This is a genomic window from Streptomyces sulphureus DSM 40104 (assembly GCF_000381025.1).
In the GTDB taxonomy this organism is placed as follows: domain Bacteria; phylum Actinomycetota; class Actinomycetes; order Streptomycetales; family Streptomycetaceae; genus Streptomyces; species Streptomyces sulphureus.
The window spans coordinates 794,870-814,862 of sequence record NZ_KB905813.1 but is presented as its reverse complement, the minus strand read 5'-3'; the positions used below and the strand labels follow the sequence as shown (position 1 = coordinate 814,862).

The 19,993-nt window shown below is 74.3% G+C and carries 19 protein-coding genes; 9 read left to right on the top strand and 10 right to left on the bottom strand.

Annotated elements, in window-relative coordinates; genetic code table 11:
- Positions 1 to 18 precede the first annotated feature (18 nt).
- Positions 19 to 261 (bottom strand): DUF397 domain-containing protein, encoded by a 243-nt coding sequence (locus tag F603_RS0103715; protein ID WP_016905895.1) that lies wholly within the window; start codon positions 259 to 261, stop codon positions 19 to 21.
- 370 nt (positions 262 to 631) lie between these two features.
- Between F603_RS0103715 and F603_RS0103710 the strand changes: the two genes are divergently transcribed.
- The 4 genes from F603_RS0103710 to F603_RS0103695 all read left to right on the top strand — a co-directional run bounded on the left by F603_RS0103710 (position 632) and on the right by F603_RS0103695 (position 4,225).
- Positions 632 to 1,114, top strand: a complete 483-nt coding sequence (locus F603_RS0103710; RefSeq protein ID WP_019544670.1) for a MarR family winged helix-turn-helix transcriptional regulator — start codon at positions 632 to 634, stop codon at positions 1,112 to 1,114.
- The gene (locus F603_RS0103705; RefSeq protein WP_019544669.1) at positions 1,111 to 2,595 is read left to right on the top strand and encodes an MFS transporter; all 1,485 of its coding nucleotides are present in this window, start codon (positions 1,111 to 1,113) and stop codon (positions 2,593 to 2,595) included. The genes F603_RS0103710 and F603_RS0103705 overlap by 4 nt, the downstream gene beginning before the upstream one ends.
- 148 nt (positions 2,596 to 2,743) lie before the next feature.
- On the top strand, positions 2,744 to 3,298 hold the full coding sequence (locus F603_RS0103700) for an NUDIX hydrolase (protein WP_019544668.1): 555 nt from the start codon (positions 2,744 to 2,746) through the stop codon (positions 3,296 to 3,298).
- 99 nt (positions 3,299 to 3,397) lie between these two features.
- Positions 3,398 to 4,225 (top strand): MOSC domain-containing protein, encoded by an 828-nt coding sequence (locus tag F603_RS0103695; protein WP_026328112.1) that lies wholly within the window; start codon positions 3,398 to 3,400, stop codon positions 4,223 to 4,225.
- 6 nt (positions 4,226 to 4,231) lie between these two features.
- Here F603_RS0103695 and F603_RS0103690 read toward each other — a convergent pair whose 3' ends face one another.
- The 3 genes from F603_RS0103690 to F603_RS0103680 are packed head-to-tail and all read right to left on the bottom strand — an operon-like array spanning position 4,232 to position 7,511.
- The gene (locus F603_RS0103690) at positions 4,232 to 4,621 is read right to left on the bottom strand and encodes a DUF779 domain-containing protein (protein ID WP_019544666.1); all 390 of its coding nucleotides are present in this window, start codon (positions 4,619 to 4,621) and stop codon (positions 4,232 to 4,234) included.
- On the bottom strand, positions 4,621 to 6,144 hold the full coding sequence (gene exaC / locus F603_RS0103685) for an acetaldehyde dehydrogenase ExaC (RefSeq protein WP_019544665.1): 1,524 nt from the start codon (positions 6,142 to 6,144) through the stop codon (positions 4,621 to 4,623). The genes F603_RS0103690 and exaC overlap by 1 nt, the downstream gene beginning before the upstream one ends.
- Before the next feature lie 53 nt (positions 6,145 to 6,197).
- On the bottom strand, positions 6,198 to 7,511 hold the full coding sequence (locus F603_RS0103680) for a helix-turn-helix domain-containing protein (protein ID WP_026328111.1): 1,314 nt from the start codon (positions 7,509 to 7,511) through the stop codon (positions 6,198 to 6,200).
- Positions 7,512 to 7,928: 417 nt separating this feature from the next.
- Here F603_RS0103680 and F603_RS0103675 point away from each other — a divergent pair, with 417 nt between their 5' ends.
- Together F603_RS0103675 and F603_RS0103670 are read left to right on the top strand one after the other, a co-directional pair.
- Positions 7,929 to 8,534: an Rv1733c family protein gene (locus F603_RS0103675; protein WP_019544663.1), complete on the top strand. Its 606-nt coding sequence runs from the start codon at positions 7,929 to 7,931 to the stop codon at positions 8,532 to 8,534.
- Positions 8,535 to 8,648: 114 nt separating this feature from the next.
- Positions 8,649 to 11,165 carry a right-handed parallel beta-helix repeat-containing protein gene (locus tag F603_RS0103670; protein ID WP_019544662.1) on the top strand — a complete coding sequence of 839 codons (2,517 nt, stop codon included), beginning with the start codon at positions 8,649 to 8,651 and terminating at the stop codon, positions 11,163 to 11,165.
- Positions 11,166 to 11,519: 354 nt separating this feature from the next.
- Here F603_RS0103670 and F603_RS0103665 read toward each other — a convergent pair whose 3' ends face one another.
- Positions 11,520 to 11,828, bottom strand: a complete 309-nt coding sequence (locus F603_RS0103665) for a hypothetical protein (RefSeq protein ID WP_019544661.1) — start codon at positions 11,826 to 11,828, stop codon at positions 11,520 to 11,522.
- A 269-nt stretch (positions 11,829 to 12,097) separates the two neighbouring features.
- Positions 12,098 to 14,575 carry a hypothetical protein gene (locus F603_RS0103660; RefSeq protein WP_019544660.1) on the bottom strand — a complete coding sequence of 826 codons (2,478 nt, stop codon included), beginning with the start codon at positions 14,573 to 14,575 and terminating at the stop codon, positions 12,098 to 12,100.
- A 183-nt stretch (positions 14,576 to 14,758) separates the two neighbouring features.
- Here F603_RS0103660 and F603_RS0103655 point away from each other — a divergent pair, with 183 nt between their 5' ends.
- The gene (locus tag F603_RS0103655) at positions 14,759 to 15,607 is read left to right on the top strand and encodes a DeoR/GlpR family DNA-binding transcription regulator (RefSeq protein ID WP_016905883.1); all 849 of its coding nucleotides are present in this window, start codon (positions 14,759 to 14,761) and stop codon (positions 15,605 to 15,607) included.
- A 54-nt stretch (positions 15,608 to 15,661) separates the two neighbouring features.
- Here F603_RS0103655 and F603_RS0103650 read toward each other — a convergent pair whose 3' ends face one another.
- The 3 genes from F603_RS0103650 to F603_RS0103640 form a co-directional block, all read right to left on the bottom strand.
- A complete protein-coding gene (locus F603_RS0103650; protein WP_019544659.1) occupies positions 15,662 to 16,279 on the bottom strand; it encodes a class I SAM-dependent methyltransferase in 618 nt (205 codons plus the stop codon).
- A gap of 20 nt (positions 16,280 to 16,299) precedes the next feature.
- Positions 16,300 to 17,292, bottom strand: a complete 993-nt coding sequence (locus tag F603_RS0103645) for an NAD(P)/FAD-dependent oxidoreductase (protein WP_019544658.1) — start codon at positions 17,290 to 17,292, stop codon at positions 16,300 to 16,302.
- 132 nt (positions 17,293 to 17,424) lie between these two features.
- On the bottom strand, positions 17,425 to 18,597 hold the full coding sequence (locus F603_RS0103640) for a PLP-dependent cysteine synthase family protein (RefSeq protein WP_019544657.1): 1,173 nt from the start codon (positions 18,595 to 18,597) through the stop codon (positions 17,425 to 17,427).
- Positions 18,598 to 18,697: 100 nt separating this feature from the next.
- On the opposite strand from F603_RS0103640, the gene F603_RS0103635 reads away from it, so the two are divergent.
- Positions 18,698 to 19,009 (top strand): hypothetical protein, encoded by a 312-nt coding sequence (locus F603_RS0103635; protein ID WP_019544656.1) that lies wholly within the window; start codon positions 18,698 to 18,700, stop codon positions 19,007 to 19,009.
- A gap of 182 nt (positions 19,010 to 19,191) precedes the next feature.
- Positions 19,192 to 19,569: a hypothetical protein gene (locus F603_RS0103630; protein WP_245600666.1), complete on the top strand. Its 378-nt coding sequence runs from the start codon at positions 19,192 to 19,194 to the stop codon at positions 19,567 to 19,569.
- A 20-nt stretch (positions 19,570 to 19,589) separates the two neighbouring features.
- Here F603_RS0103630 and F603_RS0103625 read toward each other — a convergent pair whose 3' ends face one another.
- Positions 19,590 to 19,931 (bottom strand): SHOCT domain-containing protein, encoded by a 342-nt coding sequence (locus F603_RS0103625; RefSeq protein WP_019544654.1) that lies wholly within the window; start codon positions 19,929 to 19,931, stop codon positions 19,590 to 19,592.
- Positions 19,932 to 19,993 lie beyond the last annotated feature (62 nt).

Below are 19,993 nucleotides of genomic sequence, written 5' to 3'. Positions count from 1 at the left end.
CAGGCGCCGGCTCGGGGCTCAGCAGCCGAGCAGGAAGTCCGCCTCCCCCGACTTGACGCCTTCGAGGAAAGCCGCGAACTCGTCGGAGCTCCAGACCAGTGCGGGCCCGTCCGGATCAGTGGACTGCCGTAGGGCGACGCGTTGCCCGCTGAGCTTCTTCGCTTCCAGGCAGGCACCCCCGTTCTGCCCGCTCCAGGGCTTGTGCCAGCCCTCGGTGCCGAGTTCGCGTGCGCTGGCGTGGCTCTGAGCCGATTCGTTCATCGCTCGTACTCTTTCCGCAGATGGTGCAGGCAGGTGCGGTCCGGGCGGCGTTCGGTCGCCCTCCGGAGACCCGCTGGGCTTCGGGGGCCCGAAGCGGCTCCAACACCGCCGTGGCGCCGGGGCGTTGGAGCCTTCCTTGCGCTCGCAGTAGAAGCGAGCAGGTTGAAATTATCAGATAGATACTTGCGGACGGAACCCTGCACTTTGCTTTTCAGGCCTTCCCGTTGAACCGTTGCAGCAGCCAACAACGCTGGATACACGGTTGGTTGACGCTCCGTCACTTAAGCGGCGTCGTTGCAACTGCGCATCCGCGAGCAACAAACGACAGGAAATCTTGCAAGTTCACCTGTCGAAAACTACTCTCCGCGCCATGTCCAGCCCCCGTTGCGGCCCGCCCGGCGTCCCCGCTCGACGCCCCGCCGCGGGCGATCCCCGAGAGGCCGCCGCCCTCGCGGCGAGCCTCGCCACCACGGCCGCGCTCCTCCAACGGCGCCTGCGCGCAGCCTCGTCGGGGAACGGGCTCACCGCGTCGCAGCGCTCGGCGCTCGCCCGGCTCGTCGAGTCGGGGCCGTCGACGATCGCCGGGCTCGCCCGCGCCGAGCTCGTCCGCCCCCAGTCGATGCGCGCGACCCTGGGCGCCCTCGAGGAACGCGGCCTGGTGGCACGGCAGGCGCACCCCACAGACGGCCGGCAGGTCCAGCTCGCGCCGACGCAGGCGGGACGCAAGGAACTCGCCGCACTCCGGCAGGCGAAGCACGGCTGGCTCGCCGCCCGCCTGTGCGCGCTCGGAGGCCCGGAGCTGCGCCAGGTCGCCGAAGCCGCGGAAGTGCTCCGCGAGTTGGTCGAGGAGTGAGCGCGGCGGCGGACGACGCGCGAGGCGCGGGCACGCCCTCCGCACACCGGCCCTCCCGCGCCGGGCGCCGCGCCGGGTCGCGCCCCCGCACCCACCGTGCACGGCGGAAGGAGAAGCCGCCGGACGCCGCTCCCCCGACCGGCGAACGCTCGCCGTACCGCGCGCGCCTGATGGCCCCGCTCCTGCTCGCCGCGGTGCTCAACCCACTCAACTCCACGATGATCGCGACGAGTCTCGTCTCCATCGGCGGCGACCTCGGGGTCGGCGCCGCCTCCACCGCGTGGCTCGTCTCGGTCCTCTACCTCACGAGCGCCGTGGCCCAACCCGTCCTCGGTGGGATCGCCGACCGCGTGGGCCCGCGGCGCGTCCTCGCGGGCGGCCTCGTCCTCGTCGCCGTCGCAGGGGGCGTGGGGCTCACGGCGGTGCGGCTGTGGCCGCTCGTCGTCTCGCGAGGACTGCTCGGCGTGGGGACGGCGGCCGCGTACCCCTCGGCGATGGCGCTGCTGCGCGCGAGGGCGCACACCACCGGAGTGCCGCTCCCCCGCCGCGTGTTGGGGCTGATGTCCATGGCCGCGCTCGGCAGCACCGCGCTCGGTCCCGTCCTCGGCGGACTGCTCTCCGCGACGGTCGGCTGGCGCGCGACCTTCGCGCTCAACGTGCCCCTCGCCCTGCTCGCGCTCGCCCTCGCGTACGCCTGGCTGCCGCGCGACCCACCGCGGACCGCGCACGCCGCGCGGACCGACTGGCCGGGCGTCGTGCTCTTCGCCGCCTCGCTCACCGCGGTGCTGCTCTTCGTCATGCGGCTCGACGCTCCCCCGTGGTGGCTGCTGCCCGTCGCGGGGGCGCTCTGCTGCGGGCTCGTCGCCGTCGAGCTGCGCCGGGCCGCGCCCTTCCTCGACCTGCGGCTGCTCCGTGCGCACCCGGCGCTCGTACGGACCTACCTGCGGCACGGCCTCGCCTACCTCGTCGTGTACTGCGTCATGTACGGCTGGGCGCAGTGGCTGGAGGAGGCGCACGGCGTCAGTCCGCTCCAGGCGGGCCTGGCCATGCTGCCGATGTCCCTTGCGGCGACGGCCTGTTCGCTGCCGGCCGCGCGGACGGGCACGCTCCGCGGGCCCCTCGTCCTCGCGTCGCTGCTCACCGGGGGCGGAGCGCTCGCGCTCGTCCTCGTCTCCGAGGGGACACCGCTGCTCGTCCTCGCCGGCGTCTCGGTCCTCTTCGGTGTCCCGCAGGGGCTCGTCGGGACCGGCAACCAGGCCGCCGTCTACGCGCAGGCGCCGCCCGGCGGCACGGGCGCGGCCGCCGGCTTCCAGCGCACCTCGCAGTACCTCGGCGCGATGACGGCTGCCGGCCTGATCGGGCTCTTCTACCAGAGCCGCGCCGACGACGCGGGCCTGCACCGCATAGGCGCCGCCTGCGGCGTCCTCGCGCTCGCACTCCTCGTCCTCACCTCGACCGACCGGGCGCTGGGACGCCGCTGACGCGGGAAGGCGCGGGCGTACACCGGCCGGGGGGAACCCGCTTGAGACGGCACGGGACGGCGGGCTACCGTCCACGACCGGTCGGGGCGCCGGCCGGCGCCCTCCAACACCCCGGCGGCACGGGCACGTTGCCGCGGAAGGAGCGGTCATGGCGACAGGCGCCCTGCTGGACGTGGTCCGCGGCCACCGCGCCGAGGACGCCGCGGAGGAGAAGGCGCTCGCCCGCGCCCGGGAACTGGCGGCGGAGGCCGCGCCGTGGAGCCGGGCGACCCCGCTGCACTTCACCGCCTCCGCGCTCGTCGTCGCGCCCCGCAGTGGACGGGTCCTCCTGCGCTGGCACCAGCGCCAGCAGCAGTGGTTGCAGGTCGGCGGGCACGCCGACCCCGGCGAGGAGCTGCCGCTCGACATCGCGCTGCGCGAAGCCGCCGAGGAGACGGGCCTGCCCGATCTCGCTCCCTGGCCCGACGCGGCCCTCCTCCACCTCGTCCGCGTGCCTGTCGCCCCCGGGCGCGACGAGCCGGCCCACGAGCACCTCGACCTCCGCTTCGTCCTCGCCACGCGCGTCCCCGAGCAGGTGCGCGCGGAGCACCCGGAAGCCCCGCTGCGGTGGCTGGAGTTCACCGAGGCGAGGCGGCTCACCGGGGCGGCGAACGTACGCGCCAGCCTCGACCGCGCCGAGCGCCTCCTCGGTGCCGGCGGCTGACCGACCATCGGCTGCGGCCGGCATCCGGTCCTGGCGTCGCGGGCGGCGCCGTGGCCGACCACGCCCCGAATACCCGTACGCAGTGGCAGAATCCGGGGCATGACGCCACCCACGCTACTGTCGCTCCACGTCCATCCCGTCAAAGCGCTGGGGGGCATCCCGTGTGCGGAGATGCTCGTCCAGCCGTGGGGGCCCGCGGGTGACCGCAGGTGGGTGGTGAGTTCGCCGGCCGGCGTCGCGCTCACGCAGCGCGAGCACCCGCGGCTCGCGCTCGCCACCGCGGAGCCGCGGCCGGGCGGCGCAGTACGGATCAGCGCGCCGGGGCGCGCCGCCCTCTCCCTCCCGGCGCCGCTCGGCGACGCCGAGGCGGCGGTCGTCACGGTCGCGGGCACCAAGGTCGAGGGGCTGCGCGGCCCCGCGGAGGCCGAGGCGTGGTTCGGCGAGTTCCTCGGCACGGAAGCGGAGCTCGTCCATCTCGACGCGCCCGCCGTACGCCGCCCGCTCGGCCCGGAGTTCGCCCGCCCGGACGGCACGGTCTCGTTCGCGGACGGCGCTCCGCTGCTGCTCACCTCCGTCTCGTCGCTCGACGCGCTCAACTCCCTCGTCGCGCAGGGCGACCACGCCGGGGAGGCCCCGCTCCCGATGGACCGGTTCCGCCCCAACGTCGTCGTCGAGGGCGCGGCGCCCTGGGCGGAGGACGGATGGCGCCGTCTGCGCATCGGCGAGGTCGTCTTCGACGTGGCCATGGCGTGCTCCCGCTGTGTGGTGACGACGACCGACCAGTCCACGGCGGTGCGGGGCAAGGAGCCGCTGCGCACCCTGGCCCGCCACCGTCGCCTCGGCGACCGACTGCCCTTCGGGCAGCTACTGGTGCCGGAGCGTCCGGGCAGGATGCGCAGCGGGGACTCGGTCGAGGTGCTGGAGTGACGGGGCTCAGCCGCCGGACTCCAGCAGCCTCGAGCGGATGAGGAAGCGGACGCCCTCGGGCGCCTCCAGCGAGAAACCGCTGCCGCGTCCCTGCACCACGTCCACGGTCAGGTGGGTGTGGCTCCAGTACTCGTACTGGCTCGCCGAGATCCAGAACGGCACGGGCTCGGGCACGCCGTCGACACGGAGTTCGCCGAGGAGGACGTCCCCCTCGCCCGTGCGGAACTCGCCGCGCTCGTAGCACATCGGGCTGCTGCCGTCGCAGCAACCGCCGGACTGGTGGAACATCAGCGGGCCGTGCGCCCTGGTGAGCGAGCGCAGCAGGTCGGCGGCGGTCTCGGTGAGCGCGACCCGCTCGACGTCCGGCGGTTTCGGCGCGGTCGTGTGCTCGGCCATCAGAAGAGGCCCATTTTGGCGTCGCCGTAGCTGACGAGGAGGTTCTTCGTCTGCTGGTAGTGGTCGAGCATCATCCGGTGGTTTTCGCGGCCGATCCCCGACTGCTTGTAGCCGCCGAAGGCGGCGTGCGCCGGGTACTGGTGGTAGCAGTTGGTCCACACGCGGCCGGCCTGGATGGCGCGGCCCGCACGGTAGGCGGTGTTGCCGTCGCGGCTCCAGACGCCCGCCCCCAGGCCGTACAGGGTGTCGTTGGCGAGGCTCATCGCCTCGTCGAAACCGTCGAATCCGGTGACGGAGACGACGGGACCGAAGATCTCCTCCTGGAAGACCCGCATCCGGTTGCCGCCCTCGAGGATCGTCGGCCTGACGTAGTAGCCGCCCGCCAACTCGCCGCCGAGCTCGGCGCGTTCGCCGCCGGTCAGGACGCGTGCACCTTCCTGGCGGCCGATGTCGAGGTAGGAGAGGATCTTCTCCAACTGGTCGTTCGACGCCTGCGCGCCGACCATCGTGTCGGTGTCGAGAGGGTGTCCCTGGACGATCCGCTCGGTCCTGGCGATGCCGGCGTCGAGGAAGTCCCGGTAGTGGCCGCGCTGGATGAGGGCGCGCGAGGGACAGGTGCACACCTCGCCCTGGTTGAGCGCGAAGAGGGTGAACCCCTCCAACGCCTTGTCGAGGAAGGCGTCTTCGGAGGCGGAGACGTCGTCGAAGAAGATGTTGGGGCTCTTGCCGCCGAGCTCCAGCGTGACCGGCTTGAGGCTCTCGGAGGCGTACTGCATGATCAGGCGCCCGGTGGTGGTCTCCCCCGTGAACGCGATCTTGGCGACCCGCGGGCTCGCGGCGAGCGGCTTGCCCGCCTCGGCGCCGAAGCCGTTGACGATGTTGACGACGCCGGGCGGCAGCAGGTCGGCGACGAGGCTCATCCAGTAGTGGATCGACGCCGGTGTCTGCTCGGCCGGCTTGAGGACCACCGCGTTCCCCGCGGCGAGTGCGGGGGCCAGCTTCCAAACGGCCATCAGCAGTGGGAAGTTCCACGGGATGATCTGCCCGACGACGCCGAGCGGCTCGTGGAAGTGGTAGGCGACCGTGTCCTCGTCGATCTGCGAGATACCACCCTCCTGCGCCCTGATCACACCGGCGAAGTACCGGAAGTGGTCGATGGCGAGGGGGATGTCGGCGGCGAGCGTCTCGCGCACCGGCTTGCCGTTCTCCCAGCTCTCGGCTACGGCGAGGGCCTCCAGGTGCTCCTCCATGCGGTCGGCGACGCGGTGGAGGACGAGGGCGCGGTCGGCGGGCGCCGTCCGTCCCCAGGGGCCGGCCGCCGCGTGCGCGGCGTCGATGGCGCTCTCGACGTCCTCCGCCGTGCCGCGGGCGATCTCGGTGAAGGGCTGTCCGTTGACGGGGGTGGGGTTCTCGAAGTAGCCGCCCTGCTTGGGGGCGACGTAGGCGCCGCCGATCCAGTGGTCGTAGCGCGGCTGGTAGGTGACGAGGGCGCCCTCGGTGCCAGGGGCGGCGTAGCGGCTCATACTCTGCCTCCCGTCCTCGGCCGGCGGGCGGTCCGCCGGCGTCTGACGGGACGCTAACTGCCCTGACGTTGCGCGAACGTTGGCGGCCCGGCGGGCCGATCGACCGGACCCGGCGCCTCGATTCCGTACGCCTCGCGGAGCTCCCGGACGCGGGCGGCGAGCGAGCCGTGGAGCGGGTCGGCGTCGGTGCGCGCGTCGGCGAGCGCCTCCCATGCCTGGAGGTCGTCCTCGCCCCAGGGAGTGCGCACCCACGCCTCCAGCAGTGACGGGTCGCGGCGGGCGAGGAGCCGGCGGCGGAGGCGGTCCTCCAGCAGGCGGCGCAGGCGGACGATGCCCGGTGCCTCGGAGAGCGGCAGCAGCGGCCCGTGGTACGCGGCGAGCGCGGTGCCGACGTCTCCGGCGCCGAGCGCCTCCGTCACCGTGTCGTAGTCGGTGGCGAGACGTTGACGCAGGCGGTACGGGCGGGAGGCGAGGCGGGAGCCCAACAGTTGCCGCAGGCGGGAGAGTTCGGCGCGCAGGGTGACGGGGTTGACGTCGCGGTCGCCGTAGAGCTCGGCCGCGAGGCGCTCGCCCGTGAGGCCGTCGGGGTGCGCGGTGAGCAGGAGGAGGATCTCGCTGTGCCGGCGGCCGAGTCGGTGCGGCTCGCCCGCCCCGGTACGCAGCAGGGCCTCGTCCCTGCCGAGGACGTGCAGCGCGGTGCCGGCCCCGCCGGACGCCGAGGCGAGGTGTGCCTCGGCCGCGCGTGCGGTGGCCCGGACGAGGGCGAGGCTCTGCGGCGAGGCGACGTGGTCGCCGCCCGTGATGTCGACGGCGCCGATGATGCGGTGGGTGACGGGGTCGTGGATGGGGGCCGCGGCGCAGGTCCACGCCTGCACGGGGCGGCAGTAGTGCTCGGCGGCGAAGATCTGCACCGGGTGGTCGACGGCGAGGGCGGTACCCGGCGCGTTGGTGCCGATGGCGCCCTCCGCCCAGCGGGCTCCGGGCACGAAGTTCATCTGCTCGGCGTGCCTGCGGACTTGGGGATGGCCCTCGACCCACAGCATGCGGCCGTGCTCGTCGCAGACGGAGAGGAGGTGGGCGCCGTCCTCGGCGACGGTGCCGAGGAGCTCGCGGAAGAGGGGCATGACGCGCGCCAGCCGGTGCTCGCTGCGGAAGGAGTCGAGGTCGGCCCCGTCGAGGTCGACGCGGGCCGTGCTCTCGGGGGCGAGGGCCGCGCCCGCGCAGCGTCTCCAGGAGTCGGCGACGACGGTGCGCACACGGTGGCCGATGACCCCGGCCGAGACGAACTCCTCGTGTGCGCGGCGCACTTCTCCGGCGCGGGACCGCGGGTCCGCGCCTGTCTCCAGTGCCAGCCAGGAATTGTGCACACCGCCATCGTGGCCCCGGGGCTGCGGTTCGGCAACGCTCGGTGCACGTACCCGGAACGCCGTGGGCGCTCCGTCCGTCGCGCGCGCCCGCCGGCGGCGCGGCGCACGGCGTGCGGGCGAAGTGCCGAGCAGCGCGCGGGAGTTGGCGCCGGCGCGGTGGCCGCACGGCGAAGGGCGTGCGGTGCGCGGCTTCTGGGGGCGGTGCGCACCGGCAGGCCCCCGGCGGATGCCGCCGTTTCGGAACCCTGCCTCCATACCGGGCCCCGGGTCAGTAGAATCCCCTGAACGGGAGGCTCTTCGGCACGTGGCGAGCGTCTCCGCGCAGGCGTCTTCCGCTGCCGCGCATGCACGGCGCCGCCGCGCGCTCCCGTGGTGTACCACCCTCCGCAAGCACGGACGGGCAAGAGGGGGTGAGCGGTGGTGCGAACGATCGTCGGGCTGTGGCGGTGGCGCGGGAACCCGCTGTGCCGCCCCACCGACCTGCGGGAGGCGTGGCTGGGCGTCTGCGCGGTGCTGCTGATCGTGCTCGGGGCGCCCGCAGCGGGGTTCGCCGGTGCCGGGGCCGTCGAGTCGGCTCTCGTGGAGAGCGCGCAGCAGCAGCACGCCGAGCGGCAGCGCACCTGGGCCACTGCCGAGCAGGTCTCGCTGGAGCGGAGCGTCGTCACCGACGCCGAGGCGGTCACGCCCCGCAAGGACCGCTACCGCGTCCGGGCACACTGGTACGCGCCCGACGGAAACGTACGGCAGGGCTCCATGGTCACCCAGCGCGCCGTGGACGCGGGCGACCGCTTCCCCATCTGGACCGATCAGCGCGGCCGGCACGCGGGGCGCCCGATGACGACGCACACCGCCTCCTCGCACTCGGCGCTCGCCGGCCTCGGCGTCGGCGCGGCGGCCGTCGTGGCGGTGGAGTGCGGACGCCGCTGCGGCGTACGGCTCCTGATGCGCCGTCGGTACGCGGCGTGGGCGCAGGAGTGGCAGCGCATCGGCCCCGACTGGGGGCGGGCCGGGGCCGGCAACTGAGCGGCGCCGCCCGTCCGTCGGTGCCACGGTGTGTCAACGGCCCTCCCTGCACACGCTACGGTGGTCACCTGTTCAACAGATCTTGGTTCGCACGAGGTTGGGGCACGGCACTCGATGGCACAGGGCACGGTCCAGGTGACGCACACCGGCACGTCGCGGTGGCGGCGCCGTACGGGAGAGTACGCCTCCCTCGCCGCCGCCCTCCAGGCCGCCGCCGACGGGGACGTGCTGACCGTCGCCCCGGGGACGTACCGAGAGAACCTCGTCATCGAGCGGGCCGTGACGCTGCGGGGACCCGAGCGGGGAGGTCCCGGTTCGGTCCGAATAGCCCCGGCCGAGGGCGTGGCGATCGCGGTGCGGTCCTCGGCGACGGTGCAGGACATCCAGGTCGAGGGGCAGGACCCCACGGCCGCCGCGCTGCTCGTCGAGGAGGGCACCCCGGTGCTCAACGGGGTGCGGGTGACGGCCCGTTCGGCCGCGGGGATCGAGGTCCGCGGCGGCGCCAGGCCGACGGTGCGGCAGTGCACGATCGACAACCCCGCGGGCGTCGGGGTCAGCGTCTCGGGAGAGGCCGGCGGCGTCTACGAGGAGTGCGAGGTCGTCGCGGCCGGACAGGCGGGCGTCTCGGTACGGGACGGCGCGCACCCGCGGCTGGAGCAGTGCCGTGTCCACCACGCGTCGGGCGCCGGGATCGCGCTCCACGGCGAGGGCAGCGCGGCGGAGGCCGTCGGCTGCGAGGTCTACGAGATCAAGGGGAGCGGCCTGCGCATCGCGGGCCGCGCCAGCGGGCACTTCACCGACTGCCGCGTGCACCGTACGACGGCCGACGGTGTGACGCTGGAGTCGGACGCCGTACTCACCCTCGCCGATTGCGAGATCCACGACATCCCGGAGAACGCCGTCGACCTGCGCTCGCGCTCGGTCCTGACGCTGACGAGGTCGGCGGTGCGCCGCTTCGGGCGCAACGGCCTCTCCGTGTGGGACGCGGGCACCCGCGTCGACGCCAACGGCTGCGAGGTCCACGAGGCCACGGGCGACTATCCGGCGGTGTGGGTGAGCGACGGCGCGACGGCGATCCTCGACACCTGCCGAGTGCACTCCGTCCCCGACGCCGTCTTCGTCCTCGACCGCGGCTCCCGGGCCGACGTCACGGACAGCGACCTCTCACGGATCGGGGGCACGGCGGTCTCGGTGAGCGACGGCGGCGCCGTGGAGCTCCACGACTGCCGCATCTCGCAGACGACGACCGGCGCCTGGTTCCGCGACCACGGCAGCGGCGGCGTCCTCTCCGGCTGCACCATCGACTCGGCGGCGACGGGCATCATCGTCACCAGGGGCGCCGACCCGACGGTCGAGCGGTGCACCATCAGCTCGGTGACGGAAGCGGGCTGCTACGTCTCGGCCGACGGGCGGGGCACCTTCGAGGGCTCCAGGGTCACCGGGTCCGAGGGGTTCGGCTTCCACGTCATCGACGGCTGCCGGACGACGCTCCGCCGGTGCCGCACCGAGCGATGCGCGCGCGGCGGCTACGAGTTCGGCGCCGACGGACCGACCGTCGAGGAGTGCACGGGCGACGAGAGCGCGACGGTCGGGGCCGCGGCGGAGCCGTCGGGCGCACCGCATCCTTTCCGGACACCGGTGCCGGCGGGAGGCGGCGCGGAGATACCTGCCGACGCCGAGGCGGCGGCGAGCGTGCCCCGGCAGGGCGCGCTGCCCACCGGACCGCGGGCGCGGGCACCGCAGTTGGAGCCCGCCTCGGGCGGCTCCCGGAAGCCGGGGCAGCAGGCGAAGAACCAGGCACCCGTCGAGCAGCCGCCGGCGCGTCCCGCGGGCGAGGTGCTCGGTGAACTCGACGCGCTCGTCGGGTTGGAGAGCGTCAAGCGCGAGGTGCGCGCGCTGATCGACATGATCGAGGTCGGCCGGCGTCGGGAGCGCGCGGGACTGAAGGCCGCCTCCGTCCACCGGCACCTCGTCTTCACCGGCTCGCCCGGCACGGGAAAGACCACCGTCGCGCGGCTCTACGGCGAGATCCTCCGGTCGCTCCAGGTGCTGGAGCACGGGCATCTCGTCGAGGTCTCGCGGGTCGACCTCGTCGGGGAGCACATAGGTTCCACCGCGCTGCGTACCCAGGAAGCGTTCGAGCGGGCGCAGGGCGGCGTGCTCTTCATCGACGAGGCGTACGCCCTCTCGCCCGAGGACTCGGGGCGGGACTTCGGCAAGGAGGCGGTGGACACGCTGGTGAAGCTGATGGAGGACCACAGGGACGGCACGGTCGTCATCGTCGCCGGGTACACGGCGGAGATGGACCGGTTCCTCGCCGTCAACCCCGGGGTGGCGTCCCGGTTCTCCCGCACGATCACCTTCGGTGACTACGGTCCTGCCGAGCTTCTCAGCATCGTCGAGCAGCAGGCCGTGGAGCAGGAGTACCGCCTCGGGGAGGGCACCCGGGAGGCTCTCTCGGCCTATTTCGAGGCGCTTCCGAAGGGTTCGTCGTTCGGCAACGGGCGTACCGCCCGGCAGACCTTCGAGGCGATGGTCGAGCGCCACGCGGGGCGCGTGGCCCAGTTCACCGAGCCCGACACCGACGACCTCACTCTCCTCTTTCCCGGGGACCTACCCGAGCTTCCCTGACGGGCGGAGGGGCGGGCTCGTACGGTCCCGACCCGCCGGCGCGGCGGGAGCGTCGAGGCGCCGGGCTGGGCCGCGGCCCGGCATCTCCTGCCACGGAGCACAACCGGGAACGCCCCGACCGGGCCGACCCGCCGACAGTTCGCCAACCCGCCACGGGCGGCGGGGCGTTGCGGGCGCACGCAAGCCCGCCGACGCCCCGCCGCCGCCTCCGCACCGGGCCCGGGGACGCGGGAGCCGGTCCGACCCCGGTGCGGGACGCCTCCCCGCGCGGCGGGGAGGGGGCGGTGCGGGCCCCGACACGCAAGGACCGGCACCGCCTGTCTCGATCCGGGGCACCATGGGCCCCGGCGTGGATCAGCCGGAGATGGTGGCGGCGGGCTTGCCCTGGGGCTTGGCGACCTTCTTGGTACTGGCCGGCTTCTTGCCCTCCTGCTTCGCGGCGAGCGTCGGATAGCAGTCGCAGTAGCACCAGTTGGGGTCGCAGTGGTTGAGGTAGCAGACCAGCCCCTTGGCCGCCGCCTTGCCCTGGGCGCAGGCCGCCGCCGACGTGCCGGCCTGCTGGGGCGCCGCCTGTGCGCTGCTCATCGGGATCGGCGCGAACGCCGCGGCGCCCGCGAGGGCGAGCAGCGCCGTGGTGGAGCGACGGACGATGGTGGCGAGCACGGAACCTCCTCCTGTTCGGGACGAGGGCGACATTAGGCACGTCGGCGGGTGCGCTTTGAGCGGTTGCGAGTGGGTTCACCCTGTTGTGCGGCGCTCGGTGGCGCAACGGCAGCCGGACGCTCTCCAACCGGCCTGAGTGCGCTCCCTCAAGCCCTTGCACGGCGAGGCACGGCGTGACGAGAAAGCGACAACTTGGTTAAAAACACGCACACTTGAGCCTTGAACCGACACCTCGCCGGGGCTCTCGCGGTCCCGACGGCTTGCGCCCGCTATCCCTGGCGCGGCACGCCGGCTCCCTCCCCGACATCCCCCTCACCCGCCGCCGGCGGCCGGAGCCGGGCGAGGAGCAGATCGCGCTGCTCGGCGAAGACGGGGTCGGCCTGGTAGTCGCTGTGCCCCAGGATGGGTGCGGGGAGGGGCTGTTGGACGGTGCGACCATAGGCCAGCGGGTCGCGGAGCGGGCCGCAGTCGACGTCGCCCTGGAGGGGGCCGCCGGGTGAGGCTCCCAGCCGCACGGGGCCCCCGATGGGGTCGGTGCGGCGCCACAGGTTGCGCCAGCAGTCGAGTTGGGAGTGGAGGACGCCGAGCGGTCCTGCACCGAAGTACGCGGGGAACCAGCGGCCGTAGAGCCGCTCAAGCGGCGATCCGTAGGTGAGCAGGGCGACTTGGCGGCGGGTCACCTCGTCGAGCTGCCACACGGCGGCGGCCGCGAGGACACTGCCCTGCGAGTGCCCGGAGATCACGAGCCGCCCGCCGGGGTGCTGCTCGGTCCAGGTCGCCATCCGCCAGGCGAGGTCGGGCACGGCGCGCTCGGCGTAGCACGGCGGGGCGAAGGGGTGCGCGGAGCGCGGCCAGAAGGTGCCGACGTCCCAGAGGATGCCGACGGTACGGCGCGCCGAGGGGTCGAAGTACGCACGCCTGCCCCAGAAGAGCAGAGCGAGGACGCCGAGGCCGATCAGCCACGAGCCGAGCGTCTGCACCGTGTCGGCGAACCCCTCGACGGCGGCGGGCGCCCCGCGCGCCGCCTTGCCCGGCACCTCGCCCGTGAAGACGGTCCCCCCGACCGCGAGGGCGCCGAGGGTGAGGGTGGCGGCGGCGAAGATCCCGACGAACCGCGGTGCCGCGTCGGTGAGTTCGGCGCCCGCGATCGTCCGTGCGATCCGGCGGGAGCGGGAGCGGTCGGGCACGGGCGGAGGCGAGTACGCCTCCGTGACGGTGCCCTCCAGTCCCACGGTGCGCCGTCGCAGCCGCAGCGCGCACCAGCAGACCATGGCGAGGGCGGCGGCGAGGAGAACGGGGATGATCGACGCCTGCCAGGTGAGGACGGTCGGCGGCCCGAAGATGAGCCCGTCCTCGGCCCCCGGGGTGCCGGGTCCGTCGAGCCAGTCGGCGACGCGCTGGGCGACGCCGCCCGTCATCAGCCCGCCGACGGCGCAGGCGAGCATCGCGACGGAGGCCGGCGCGAGGCCGCGCAGGGCGGTGCGGCGCTCGGCCCTGCGGCGGTAGAGCGCGTGGCCGCAGGCGCCGAGGGCGATCACCAACATCCCCTGCACGACGGCGAGTACGCCGAAGGTCTCGTCACCCGGCAGCCCGTCCACGGAGACCCAGTCGGGCCGCGACCAGGCTGCGTGCACGACGGCGAGCACGGCGACCGCGACGGTCGCGCCTGGCAGCACGTCGACGGTGAGCCGGTCGACGAGTTCCTCGCGGTCGTCGGCGTAGCGCTCCTTGCGTCCGCGCCAGCACACGACGAAGACCACGCAGCAGGCGCCCGCCACGACGAGCACCAGCAGCGCCCAGCCGACCACGTCGAGCAGGGCGCTCCCGCCCGGCCTGCGGTCGAACCGCGTGGTGGCCGCGGTGACGGCCGCCGCGATGGTGAGGAACCCGGCGGCGGTGTGCGCGGCACGCAGCCGCGCCACGTGCCGCCTGCCGTACCAGAAGCCGGGGAGCCGCAGCGCCGGACGGTCGCCCGGTTCGCCCTCGCCGAACTCGCCCGTGACCAGCGGCGGTTGGGACTCGTATGCGCTCCACGTACGGTGCGAGAGCCACCACAGCAGGACGGTGACGGCCGCGGGCACCAGCGCGGCGAGCGCGAGCCGCCGCCCCGGCTGGCTCCACCAACCCCCGGAACCGCCCCCGGTGAAGCCGAGCCAGGAGCGCTCCGCGACACACTCGGCCGATCCCGCGCACTGCCAGGCGACGAGGTCGAGCGCAACCTCGCAGGCACCGGCGACGAGGAGGACGGTGAGCGTGAGCGCGAGCAGCCGCACCAGCGCCCCGTGGAGACGGACGACGGTCCCGCCGCGCGGCGACGCGGCCGAGCCGGGCGCCGAGTCGGGCGGTACCCCCGGACGCATCCAGTGCGCGAGGTTGACGACCATGAAGGGCAGCAGGATCAGCCACAGGGCGCGGGCGCCGTTCCCCGAGGTGAGGTTCGACCAGCAGTACGCCTCGGGCACGGGCTTGTCCCGGTACTCCTCGGGGCGCGCCTCGGCGTCCGCGTCGGCCGTGCGCCGGTAGACGGCGGCCGTGTGGTCGCCCGTGATGCGGGTGGTGCGCGGGTCGCCGAGCATCTCCTGCGGCGTGGTGCCGCCCACGCCGTGCACGAGGAGTTCGAGGGAGAGCCCGCTGCCGTCCCCCTCCTCCGGTGCGCTTCCCGCTTCGCCGGGTTCCGGTTCCCCCTGCCGCGGCGCCGGGGCGCTGGCTGTGGTTCCCTTGGCTTTCTCGTTCTGCTCAGGCCGCATCGCAACGCCCCCCGGTCGGTCTCCTGGTAGATCGCACCCAGCATCCCGGGACGGCAGGTGCCTGCGCATCCCCGCGGGGCGGTGATGGATCGGCGGAAGCGCAATCGTGACCTGCGTACACGAGTCCTGCGCATGGCAGGATGTGTCGATCTGCGGCCAGGCGGCGAAGGGAGACGAACTCCGGTGGGCGACAACCAGAACCTCCTTGCGGAGCAGCGGCGCGCGCTCATCCTCGATGAGGTGCGCCGCCGCGGAGGCGCCCGGGTCAACGAACTGACGCGCCGTCTGGGCGTCTCGGACATGACGGTGCGCCGTGACCTCGACGCGCTCGCCAGGCAGGGCGCGTTGGAGAAGGTGCACGGCGGCGCGGTGCCCGTTGCCGAAGCCTCCACGCACGAGCCGGGGTTCGAGGCGAAGTCGTCGCTGGAGCTGTCGGCGAAGGAGGACATCGCGCGGGCCGCCGCGCGGCTCGCGAAGCCGGGCAGCGCCATCGCGCTCTCCGCCGGTACGACGACGCACGCGCTGGCGCAGCACCTCGTCGACGTCGAACGGCTGACGGTGGTCACCAACTCGGCCCGCGTCGCCGACGTCTTCCACGCCGCCGAGTACCCGCCCGGCAGCCCGCAGGCGCCGCGTCCGGGCGCCGCGACGGTCGTGCTCACGGGCGGCGTGCGCACCCCCTCCGACGCGCTGGTCGGGTCCGTGGCGGACGCGGCGATCCGCTCGCTCCACTTCGACGTGCTCTTCATCGGGGTGCACGGCATATCCGTCGAGGCGGGCCTCTCCTCGCCGAACCTGGCGGAGGCGGAGACCAACCGGCGGCTCGTCGGCTCGGCGCGGCGGGTGGTGGTCGTCGCCGACCACACCAAGTGGGGCACGGTGGGCCTCAGTTCGTTCGCCTCGCTGGAGCAGGTCGACACGCTCGTCACCGACGCCGGCCTGCCGGGCGAGGTGCGTGCGGAGATCGAGGAGCAGTTCCTCGAACTCGTCGTCGCGGGCGAGGAGGACGAGTCGGAGGAGAGCGCGGGCTGAACCCCCGGCGCCCCGACTCCGCTACCGCGCGACGGCGTTCGCCGCGCGGCGGCCTCAGGGGAGCCGGCGTGCCCGGAGGACCGCGTCGTGCAGGGTGGCGCCCCCGTGGCCCTCGGACCGGCGCGTCCGGTTCTCGGCGGTGAGCACCTCCCAGGCGGCGTCGAGTCCGGCCGCGACCTCGTCGGCCGTGAAGTGGACGTGTTCCGAGAGGCGAGCCGCGGTGTGCTCGTCCGCGGGGTGGTGGCCGACGACGAGGAGGGTGCCGCCGGGCGCGACCGCGGCCGCCAGTCGGGCGTAGAGCTCGGCGGGGGCGGAGCCGGCGTGCACGTACTCGGTGGTGACGAGGTCGTAGCGGCGCTCGGGCGGCGTCCAGGACGTGAGGTCGGCCTCGACCCAGTCGATGCGGTGCGCCCGGTCCTCGCCGAGCGCCGACGCGGCGTGCTCGCGGGCGCGTTCCAGCGCCGTCGGCGAGACGTCGACCGCCGTCACGTGCCAGCCGCGGGAGGCGAGCCACACCGCGTCGGCGCCCTCGCCGCACCCCGCGTCGAGGGCGAGCCCGGGGGCGAGGCCGTCCGTCTCCGCGGTCAACTGCGGTCCTGGCACGGGCCGTCGGAGCGCGGGGTGGGTGCGGTAGCGGTGCTCCCAGTACGCCGCGTCGAACTCCTCGGGCATGGTGGGGCTCCTCTCGTCGTTCATCGGTCGTCGGAGGCGGCGTCCCGACTCGCCTCCACCGCCCGGCGGGTGTCCTCTTCGACGAGGTCGGCGTTGAGCGAAGCCGCCGCGGTGGCGGCTGCCGCCGCGGAGGCGCCGACCTGCGCAGCGAGGTCGGTCACGTTGCCCGCGACCCACACGCCGGGGACCGCGGAACGGCCCGCTGCGTCGGACGGGACGTACTCGCCCGCCCCGCCCGGGTGTTCGGCGGGGCGCAGGCCGAGCCCGTCGAGGAAGCCGGCGCGTGCGACCATGCGCGGCGCGACGGCGAGCGCCTCGCGGGCGACGAAGCCGCCGTCGGCGAGGCGTACCCCGGCGAGCCGGTCCTCCGCCGTCTCCACCGCGGTGACCTCGCCCGGCACCACGGCGACGCCGCGCGCGGCGAGTTGCTCGGCCTCCTCCGCGCTCGGCTGCGGCCCGGTGTGCGTGAAGAACACGACGTCGGCGCTCCACTGGCGGAAGAGGAACGCCTGGTGCAGCGAGAGCGGCCCGGACGCGAGGACGCCGATGGCCCGGTCGCGGACCTCCCAGCCGTGGCAGTACGGGCAGTGCACCACGTCCCTGCCCCAGCGGGCGCGGAGCCCGTCCACCTCGGGCAGCTCGTCGACGAGCCCGGTCGTCACCAGCAGCCGCCGGGCGCCGACGCTCCGTCCGTCGCGCGTGCCGACGACGAACCCGTCCTTCGCCGGTGCCGCGGAGACGACCTCGCCCGTGGCTGGGACCGTGTCGCCCGCGGCCACCGACCCCCCGTACCGGCGCACCTCGCTGCGGCCGCGCTCCAGCAGTTCGGCCGGCGGGATGCCGTCGAGGCCGAGCAGCCCGTGCACGCCGTCGGCCGGCGCGTTGCGGGGCGCGCCCGCGTCGAGGACCAGCACCGACCTGCGGGCGCGCGCCAGCATCAGGGCGCCGCTCAGCCCCGCGGCCCCGCCGCCGACGACCACGACGTCGTAGGTGTTCTTCCACTCTTCGGTCACTTCGACCACCTCCGCACCCGAGCGTGCGGGAGGCCGAAACAGGAGGCAAAGATTCTTGCCGGTACAGCAAACCGAGCCTTCGGGCTCCGCCAGCGGGAGCTGCGGAGCGGTTCCGCTCGCCGGCGTGCGCCGTCAGGGAGTGGTTGCCTCGGTCCACTCCCCCGTGTCGAGGAAGTGCCTCAACAACTCGCGGTAGGGGGCGATCTCCAACCCCTCGGCGGCGAGCCAGGCGTCCGAGTAGTACTTGTCGAGGTACCGCTCCCCTGGATCGCAGATCAGCGTGACGACGCTGCCCCTGCGGCCCTCGGCGCGCATCTCTCCGACGATCCGCAGCGCACTCCACAGCCCCGTCCCCGTCGAGCCTCCCGCGCGGCGGCCCATCACCCGCTCCAACTCCCGTACGGCGGCGACCGACGCCGCGTCCGGCACCTTCATCATCCGGTCGACGGCACTGGTCACGAAGCTGGGCTCCATGCGGGGCCGTCCGATGCCCTCGATCCGGGAGGCGGAGCGGCTCACCACCTCGGGGTCGCCCTCGACCCACCCCTCGAAGAAGCAGGAGTTCTCCGGGTCGGGCACACAGACGCCGGTCTCGTAGGAGAGGTAGCGGATGTACCGCGCGAAGGTCGCGGAGGTACCGCCGGTGCCGGCCGTCGCGACGATCCAGGCAGGCACCGGGTGGCGCTCGCGCTCGAGTTGGCGGAAGACCGACTCGGCGATGTTGTTGTTCCCTCGCCAGTCGGTGGCGCGCTCGGCGTAGGTGAACTGGTCGAGGAAGTGCCCGCCCGTCTCCTCCGCGAGGGCGGCGGACACGGCGTAGACGGAGGCCGCGTCGTCGACGAAGTGGCAGGTGCCGCCGTGGAACTCGATGAGCCGCGTCTTCTCGCTGCTGGTGGTGCGCGGTACGACGGCGACGAAGGGCACCCCGATGAGCTTCGCGAAGTACGCCTCGCTGACGGCGGTGGAACCGCTCGACGCCTCGATGACGGGGCGCGCAGGGCGAATCCACCCGTTGCACAGCCCGTAGAGGAAGAGCGAGCGCGCGAGGCGGTGCTTGAGGCTGCCGGTCGGATGGGTCGACTCGTCCTTCAGGTACAGGTCGACGCCCCACGACTCGGGGAGCGGGAAGGAGAGCAGGTGGGTGTCGGCGCTCCGGTTGCCCTCTGCCCGGACCTTCCGGACGGCCTCGGCGAGCCAGGCCCGGTACTCGGGGTCGCTGCGGTCGACGTCGGCGGTGGGCTCCGCCTGCTCGCCTCGGATGGGGCCGGGGTGCGGCCGGGGGGTGTTGCTCACGCGGACGATCATAGGGGCGCCCTGGTGGAGCGGCGCGGCGCGGGGCAGACTGCCGTGAGGGGTAAGGGGCGGCCGGGCGGGGCTCGGGCCGCGAAAGGCCAGGGAGGCGGAGATGACGGACTCGGAGTTCGAAGTCGCAGGGGTGGGGATTCGGCGGATGCTGCGCTCGCTCACCCGTGCAGGCAGGGTGCTGGTGCGCGACGGGCGCCTGGTCCTCGCGACGAGCTACGGCAGCGAGATCGACAGCGCCCCGCTGGGCAGCGCGCACATCGCCGCCTACGGCTTCCCGAAGGCGGCGCTGGCGTCGCTCGGCGGCAAGCGGTACGTGCTGCACCTCGGGCTCTCGGAGCGCGCCGGGCTGTTGCACGCGGTGCGCACGGCCCGGGCCAAGGCCGCTGCGGAGCAGGGCGTGTTGGGCGCCTGACCGCAGGGGTCGGCCGGTCGGGCTCCGCCCGATTGCGGCCCGCAGGGGGCGGGCGGATGCTGGCCCTGCGGCGCGCCCCGCCGTGCTCGCCTCCCGTACTCCGCGCTGTCGGTGCGTCACCCCGCGAGCACGCGGGCGGGGGCTCCGCACGCCGACAGTCGAGTCGTCCCCAGGGAGTCACAGTGACCAGTGGTTCGGGCAGTCCGGGTGTGCAGCGCTCCGTCGAGTTCCGCGCGGCGCCCTCCCGTGGCGGCCAGGCACGCCGGATCGTCGCCGCGTACGTGAGGTACTGGGGCCTCGGCCAACTCGCCGGGCCCGCAGGGCGGGGCGCGACGGAGCTGCTCTCGGCGCTCCCGCGCGGAGCCGCCGACGACGAGCCCTGTGCGGTGGAACTCTCGTGCCGCCCGGGCGAGTTGACGGTCTCGGTGCGCGAGGGCGACCCGCGCAGCGCGACAGCCCCGCGCGAGGCGGTGCGGACGCTCGGGTTCGCCGTACCCACTGCCGTGCCGGCGCCCGCCGAGGACGTGTCGGCCGCGGTGCCGCAGCCCACCGCGGTGTGAGGACTGCGGCACCCGCGCGTTCACCGCTCGCCGCCGGGCGGGCCCTTCTTCAGTTCCGGCCCGCCGGGCTCGCCCGGGCGGGGCTCCACGGGCCCGAACTCGTCGAGCACCGAGCGGCGGCTGCGGTACTCCTGCTCGTCGATCTCGCCCCTGGCGAAGCGGCGGCCGAGGAGCGTGCGGGGGTCCTCGCCCGCCGCATGCGGTCCCCAGCCTCCGCCGTACGGTCCCCATCCGCCGCGCCTGCGCCAGACGGTGCGCCGCAGCGTCAGGATGACGCCGACCACCACGAGCGCCCACACCAGCGGGAAGAACAGGACCCAGGGCCCCGGTCCCCCGTGATGCCAGTACGCCAGGATCTCCATGGCCCTCAGCTCCTCGGACTCGTCGGTTGTGCTTGCACCGTCGAGCCTCGCGCGGTGCGGGG